The organism is Nitrosomonas sp. JL21, assembly GCF_009833095.1.
GTDB lineage: Bacteria > Pseudomonadota > Gammaproteobacteria > Burkholderiales > Nitrosomonadaceae > Nitrosomonas.
In genome coordinates this window covers 70,670-77,836 of record NZ_QRCB01000021.1, presented here as the reverse complement: position 1 = coordinate 77,836, position 7,167 = coordinate 70,670, and the positions used below count along the sequence as shown (strand labels likewise).

Below are 7,167 nucleotides of genomic sequence, written 5' to 3'. Positions count from 1 at the left end.
TCAAATTTACTCTTTGCCATGACCTTGCTCCCCTTTACATGCTTTAATCGTATTAATCCATCATCCATCTCTATGGAGCCCATGGCCAGAATTGAACTGGCGACCTCTCCCTTACCAAGGGAGTGCTCTACCACTGAGCTACATGGGCAAGCATAAACTACCGTTACAACAGAAACTTGATAATCCATTCAAACTGGAGCGGGTGAAGGGAATCGAACCCTCGTCGTAAGCTTGGAAGGCTTCTGCTCTACCATTGAGCTACACCCGCATATACTTGCATTTTAGAAAGAAGGCATACCCCTGGATGAAAAAGTTTAACCTTCAAACTTACTAATACTGCCTATTACTTTTTTTAATTTACAACCGATCTCAGATTGGTGGAGGGGGAAGGATTCGAACCTTCGAAGGCAGAGCCGTCAGATTTACAGTCTGATCCCTTTGACCGCTCGGGAACCCCTCCAAACGCGAAACTGGCGATTATGAATATATTGTCTGCATAAGTCAATCTCGTTTTGAACCGAATGTTATGAGCTAACACATATCATTGTTCTTAGGTTCCCATTTCATTTATGAAGTGCTCACGCCCTCAAGACAAGCGAATGCGGGGATCGACCAGTGTGTATGATATATCCGTCAGCACTAAGCCAATGATATAAAGAACTGATCCGAGAAAAACCATCGCTCGCACGATGGCAAAATCCTGCGAATTAATCGCATCGATGGTATAACTGCCCAAACCAGGAATGCCAAAGAATGATTCAACCAACAGGCTGCCCAGAAACAACAATGGCACTACCACAATTACGCCAGTCAAAATCGGAATCATCGCATTCTTCAGTACATGCTTGAATAAAACCAATCGTTCCGATAATCCCTTGGCCCGAGCTGTCCGAACATATTCTTTGTTCATTTCTTCCAGAAATATGGTGCGGTACCACCGTATATTCGATCCAGCGCTGCTGACAATCCCAATCACAATGGGTAATAATAAAAATTTTCCGCCATCGAGACCATCTTCATAACCTGAAATCGGCACTAAATGCCACAGCTTACTGATTAGGAATTGTCCCGTAATAATATAAAATAGGCTAGAAATTGACATTATCGCCACGCAAAGCACCACACCCCAGAAATCGATATACGTAGCCCGAAAAAAAACCATCATCAGCGCGAAAGCAATATACGCAATCAATCCCAAAACAAATACCGGCAACGCTATTGCAAAACTTGGCAGCATGCGAGACTTGATTTCTTGCGTAATATCGCGTCCATCCTCCGCCCGCCCAAAATCAAATGCAAACATAGTCACCGATTTTTCAAAGAAAATAGTATCCGTCAGCTTTCTCAATGCCTCTTGTTCCGAATTATAGAACAATGGCTTATTATAGCCTCGTTCTATCTTCCATTTTTCGATGGCTTCCGGCGTGACATATTTAATGCCCAATTGCATGCGCGCCATATCATCCGGAGTGTTGACTACGAAAAATAAAGCAAAGGTAATGAGGTTCACACCCACCAGAATGGGTATTGCATACAGAATACGGCGGAAAATATAATTCAGCATTGCCTTACAATCGTCATTATTGTTTCAATTGAGTAGTTCGCGGCGAACTGCAGTACTGCGCTCACGCCGATAAAATGCCTTGATCGCCGGAATGAAACTGATGATCAGCGCCACTACGCCCAATCCAATCGGCCACAATATCGGCTCATTCCAAGCGAAACGCTGACGTTCCCTCAGAGAGGCGTCAATTTTAAAATACTTGAGATTATTATTTGAAATCCTATTGGGTTTCACGTTCTGATACCACGCATGATATAACCCATAATCCTTGGGATGGTATCCCCATATCCAAGGCGCATCCTGACGCAATATCTCCAGCATGCGATCAATGATTCTTTGCCGCTCGACTCCATTCTCAAGATCCTTCATTTTCTCAAAGAGCTGGTTATATTCTTTATTGTCGTAATTGGCGGCATTCTCGCCATTGTTTCCTACTTTACGCTGCGGCCCATACAGTAAAAACAAGAAATTTTCCGGATCTGGATAATCGGCATTCCAGCCCCACTCAAAAATTTGAGCATTGCCTTTTCGTATCTTGTCTTGGAAACGGTTGTAATCCGTACTTCGAATGACCAATTGTATGTTCAATTTTTGAAATTGCTTACGCATCCAATCCAGCTTGGATCTGTCTTCCGAACTGCGCGCGGTTACATCGAAATGCAAAATTAATGGCGCTCCAGTTTTTCGATCGATGCCATTTGGATAGCCTGCTTCGGCGAGCAATCGTTTTGCGACATCGATGGATTTGCGCTGGGGCTGCTCATTCACCCACTCATAAACCACCGGATTGATACCCTCTTCCCCTTCGCGATAACCTGCGATCCCAGGCGCAATTGGGCTCTGAGCTGGCAATCCCCGTCCATTCGCAAATATCGAAATGAACTCTTCATAATCCACCGCAATGGATAGCGCTTGCCTTAATTTCCTGGCTGACTCACGCCCCCGCTCATTTTTCCCTCCTACCACCGGGTCCAGCATATTAAAACCGATATAATAGGTTGACACCGCCACAGTTGTCTCCAAACGGATGCCTTGGGCGGCCATTTCTTCAGTCACCGTTGCTTCACCCTGTCCAACCATTTGCACAGCCTGATCAAAACTGTCCGATCCGATTCCTGTCGCATCGTAATATCCCTGCAAGAATTTGTTCCAACGCGGAATACTCTCCTTCTCGCGGGTGAAAACGATCTTATCGATGAGAGGCAGTTTTTTCCCCGCATCAATCAATAAACCGTTTTCTTCATCGCCGGACATGCCTTCAGTGGGAAAATATTCGTCATGAAAATGAGGATTTTTCTCTAATATCATTCTCAAATTGGGATTATTTTCGGTAAGCATGTATGGCCCTGTCCCAATCGGATACCAATCTAAGGTAATATTTTTCTGTATTAAGCCCGGTTGTGAATGAAACGCATCAGCCTCCCAGGGAATCGGTGCAAAAAAAGGCATGGCCAACCAATAAATGAATTGCGGATACTTGCCTTTGATCGTTATCCGGTAAGTGTACCTATCAATCAACTGCACGCCTTCCAATGCGTAATTTCTGAGATCAAGAAAGACATGTGGGTCGGATTGAATCAGTTTGGCTTGGCTTAGTAACTTAGAATAATCCCTCAGGCCCACAATATAATCAGCCATCAGTTCATAAATCGGAGAATGTAATTTCGGGTGCGCCAATCGTTTGATCTGATAAATATAATCCTCGGCAATCAACTCACGTGTATCGGTCTGAGAAAAATCACCGAGCTTGAATATGGTCAACAAATCCTGATCATTCAAATTATGGTAGAGCCAATTGCCTTGCTTATTTTTCGCAAATGCCGGATGAGGCTGATAGTAAATTCCCGGCTTGATGGAAATATCATAAACGCTATAAGCAATATGCTCGGCATCTACGCCACTGGATAAGAGCTTGCCTGCTCGATCAAAATACTTCACAACAGGAATTTCTTTGACTGTCAGAGGGATAAGTTCGAAAGGCCGTCTCAAGTAATGATATTGCAATGGCGGTTCATAAATTTGCGCGGTGAATTGAATTTCATTGGAACTATATGATTGTACGGGATCCAGGTGCTTAGGACGCTCACTAAAAACGCTATACAGTATATTTTTCCCGGAATCAGTCGCCGGATAAGGACTGTTCCAATTATGCTGACCGCAGGCGGATAAAAGTAGAGTAATCCCCAACAACAGATACGATCTGCCCATTATTTTCTCACTCTCACAAATGATCGATTGATGTTTATTTTCCTCTGCATGACTTATACCAGAAACCGGGCCCCCACGTTATCCCACCCTTCCGATATAATTCGATAATTCTTTCAACTCTACAAGGGAAATTTATGGGGTTTCTGGCAAACAAACAGGTACTCATCACAGGTCTTTTAAGTAATCGCTCAATTGCATACGGCATCGCCAAGGCGATGAAGCGCGAGGGGGCTCAGTTGGCGTTCACCTATCAAGGGGAGGAAATACGTGAACGCGTCGAGAAATTAGCAGCAGAATTCGACAGCACATTATTGTTTCCGTGTAATGTGGCCAGCGATCAGGAAATTGCACAGTGCTTTGAGAATCTTCAGAAACATTGGAGCGGATTGGATTGCATTGTGCACTCGATTGCTTTTGCACCCCGCGACGCATTAACGGGCGATTATTTGGAGAGTGTCAATCGAGAGGCTTTTCGGATAGCCCATGATATCAGTTCATATAGCTTTGCAGCACTTGCCAAAGCAGCGCTACCATTGATGCAACATCGAAATGCCGCGCTTCTGACGTTAAGCTATCTAGGGGCAGTTCGTGTGATGCCCAGCTACAATGTCATGGGTCTGGCAAAAGCCAGCCTTGAGGCCAATGTTCGTTTCATGGCTTCCAGCTTGGGGCCCAAAGGGATACGTGTAAACGCAATCTCGGCAGGACCCATCAGAACCTTGGCTGCTTCCGGAATCGGAAGCTTTGGAAAATTATTAGGTTATACCGAAAAGGTTTCCCCATTGCGCCGCAATGTCACCATCGATGAAGTAGGCAATGCAGCGGCCTTTTTGTGCAGTGATCTTGCGAGCGGAATTACCGGAGAAATAACCTATGTGGACGCCGGCTTCAGTACCGTGGCATTTGATTTGGTCGACTAGCTTCATAATCTCACGGGGAACAGTAACCCCGTGCGTTCAAATGAATAGCTCTGCGAATCAGAACGTATCCTGTTTTACTTTTACCTCATAGTGCTTCCTCAGCACCGTAAGATAGGATGACATTTCTTCTTGTGTGATCATCTGCTGCAATTGCTTGTTAAAATCAGTTAATTTGAGCGTTTCGCTGGATTCGGGCTCGATTATTTTATTGATGCGTGTCAAAGTAAATCCACCAGAAGGATTTGCTGCGCCCACATAGGTTGGCAGATCATTGACTTGAACTTTAAAAATAGCGCGCAACGTTTCATGATCAAGGCCCTGCGACTGCATGTAAGAAATCTGTTTGGCTTCAGTCCAATCAATGTCCAGATGATCTCCTGCCTGCAGACGTTCAAGTTTCTTTTCTCCTTGCTCGACAGCTTTGGCTTGGGCCATTTGCACCTTAAGCTTATCAACGATCTGATCTTTGACCACCGAAAGCGATTGAGCAGTGGCCGGCTTATGCTCAGTTACGCGTGCAGCTACAAAAGTATCTGGCGCCACTTCGACAGCTTCTGTATTGCTCTGATTGGCAATCACTTCCTCGGAAAAAAGAGCTGACAGCAGCTTATCATTTGCAAGTACCGGGGGCTCGATCACATTACGGCTAATCCAGTCACTGTGCTCCAATGTTAATTCAAACTTTTTCGCAACAGCTTGAAGATCTTCTCCCTGTTCATACACCACATTCCTAAAATCTTCGACAATCTCACCGAAAGTGTTTGCTACCATCTGCAGTTTAAGTTTGTTTTCTATCTGTTCTCGAACCTCGTCGAGGCTCTGCTGCTTTGCTTCCTTGATATCCGTTAACTTGATCACATGTAAACCAAAATCTGTTGCAACGATGTCGCTCACTTCATTTAGCTGCATAGAAAAGATCTTATCTTCAAAGGGCTTGACCATCACACCTCGGCCAAAGAAACCGAGATCTCCACCCTGCGGAGCTGATCCCGGATCGTTCGAGTGCTCCTCAGCAAGCTGCGCAAATTGTTCGGGATCACGACGGATCTGTTCCAAGATTTGTTGTGCTTTTTCCTGTGCGGACTGTTTCTCATCGTCGGATGCCTCTGGAGCCAGACTAATCAGAATATGACTCGCCCTTCGCTCCTCGGGCTGACTGAATTCTTCTTTATGTTCAGAAAAATAGTCATTGACTGCTTCATCACTCACAGTTTCATTTTTTGCCACGGCATCCAGTGATAAAATCACATACTCAACCCGCACCTGCTCAGGCAGATCAAAATCCACCTTATATTTTTCATAATAGGCGGTTATATTCTCTTCGTCTGGTGCCACCTGTGCGATGAACTGTTCGGGATCAATTTGATACTGATTGATTTCCCGCTTCACTTCGCTTAAATACTTGACACGTTCGGCAACTGCTTTAGGCGCAAATCCGTATTCGCTATAACCATCCAAAAGCTGTTGCAGCAATAATTCTTGGCGTACGCGCGACTCGAACACTCTCGGAGTAAGCCCCTGAGCCTTGAGCAGATCTTCATACTGCTGTTTCGAAAATTTGCTGTCCTTCTGAAAGGCGGGTATCTCCCTGATCGTTTTGACCAGTTGTGAATCGAGAACGATAAATCCATTGTTGATGGCTTCACGCTGCAACAACCGCTGCTGAATCAATCGTTCCAGCACGGAGTTTCTGATTTCGAAGCTATCAAGCATAGCACTATCAACATTCGCACCCATCATGGCGCGCATTCTTTCCTGGTGATCACGCAACGCTTGCTCATATTCCCTTCTTGGAATCTCTTCACCATCCACGATTGCCACATAGCCTTCTTGACCAGTATTGCGATAGGATTCGACACCCCAAAATAAAAAGGGCAATACTGCCAAACCCATGATAATTTGAACGATACGTTTTTTGCGATTTACGAAATCAAACACGATTGAAACCTGAGAATGCTCGAAATGAAATGATTAGCAGAAGAATTTTTCACTCTGCCAGTTGATGTGCTTTATTTGGCGGAGTGGACGGGACTCGAACCCGCGACCCCCGGCGTGACAGGCCGGTATTCTAACCAACTGAACTACCACTCCTACTACTCACTATCTGACTGGTGGGTGCTGACGGGATCGAACCGCCGACATTCGCCTTGTAAGGGCGACGCTCTACCAGCTGAGCTAAGCACCCGGTCACAAAGTGCGCTAGTTTACTGCATCTTTGAGTGCTTTACCAGCACTGAATTTTGGAACCTTAGCCGCCTTAATTTTTATGGCAGCTCCTGTGCGAGGATTACGCCCCGTGCGCGCAGCTCTTGTACCCACTTTAAAAGTCCCAAATCCGACTAAAGTGACACTCTCATTTTTTTTAAGTGCACCTTTTATTGCAGATAATGCCCCATCTAACGCACTACCTGCTGAGGCCTTGGAGATTTTGGCTGACTTTGCAATAGCTTCGATAAGTTCGGATTTGTTCATATA

Annotated in this window: 5 protein-coding genes and 5 tRNA genes; 1 reads left to right on the top strand and 9 read right to left on the bottom strand. The window is 45.2% G+C overall.

Annotated elements, in window-relative coordinates; translation table 11 throughout:
• Nucleotides 1-73: 73 nt before the first annotated feature.
• From ABF87_RS07570 to ABF87_RS07550, 5 genes are all read right to left on the bottom strand, one after another.
• A tRNA-Thr gene (locus ABF87_RS07570) sits at nt 74-148 on the bottom strand.
• A gap of 46 nt (nt 149-194) precedes the next feature.
• Nucleotides 195-268, bottom strand: a tRNA-Gly gene (locus ABF87_RS07565).
• Between the two features lie 107 nt (nt 269-375).
• A tRNA-Tyr gene (locus ABF87_RS07560) sits at nt 376-460 on the bottom strand.
• Nucleotides 461-586: 126 nt separating this feature from the next.
• The gene (locus ABF87_RS07555) at nt 587-1,564 is read right to left on the bottom strand and encodes an ABC transporter permease (RefSeq protein WP_160828530.1); all 978 of its coding nucleotides are present in this window, start codon (nt 1,562-1,564) and stop codon (nt 587-589) included.
• 24 nt (nt 1,565-1,588) lie between these two features.
• Nucleotides 1,589-3,772, bottom strand: a complete 2,184-nt coding sequence (locus ABF87_RS07550) for an ABC transporter substrate-binding protein (protein ID WP_160828529.1) — start codon at nt 3,770-3,772, stop codon at nt 1,589-1,591.
• Nucleotides 3,773-3,906: 134 nt separating this feature from the next.
• On the opposite strand from ABF87_RS07550, the gene ABF87_RS07545 reads away from it, so the two are divergent.
• Nucleotides 3,907-4,692, top strand: coding sequence for an SDR family oxidoreductase (locus ABF87_RS07545; protein ID WP_160828528.1), 786 nt, complete (start codon nt 3,907-3,909; stop codon nt 4,690-4,692).
• A gap of 57 nt (nt 4,693-4,749) precedes the next feature.
• On the opposite strand, the gene ABF87_RS07540 is transcribed toward ABF87_RS07545, so the two are convergent.
• The 4 genes from ABF87_RS07540 to ABF87_RS07525 all read right to left on the bottom strand — a co-directional run bounded on the left by ABF87_RS07540 (nt 4,750) and on the right by ABF87_RS07525 (nt 7,164).
• Complete coding sequence (locus tag ABF87_RS07540; protein ID WP_160828527.1) at nt 4,750-6,630, bottom strand: SurA N-terminal domain-containing protein; 1,881 nt, start codon at nt 6,628-6,630, stop codon at nt 4,750-4,752.
• Between the two features lie 76 nt (nt 6,631-6,706).
• A tRNA-Asp gene (locus ABF87_RS07535) sits at nt 6,707-6,783 on the bottom strand.
• 18 nt (nt 6,784-6,801) lie between these two features.
• A tRNA-Val gene (locus ABF87_RS07530) sits at nt 6,802-6,877 on the bottom strand.
• A gap of 14 nt (nt 6,878-6,891) precedes the next feature.
• Nucleotides 6,892-7,164 carry an HU family DNA-binding protein gene (locus ABF87_RS07525; RefSeq protein WP_110340527.1) on the bottom strand — a complete coding sequence of 91 codons (273 nt, stop codon included), beginning with the start codon at nt 7,162-7,164 and terminating at the stop codon, nt 6,892-6,894.
• Between the last annotated feature and the right edge of the window lie 3 nt (nt 7,165-7,167).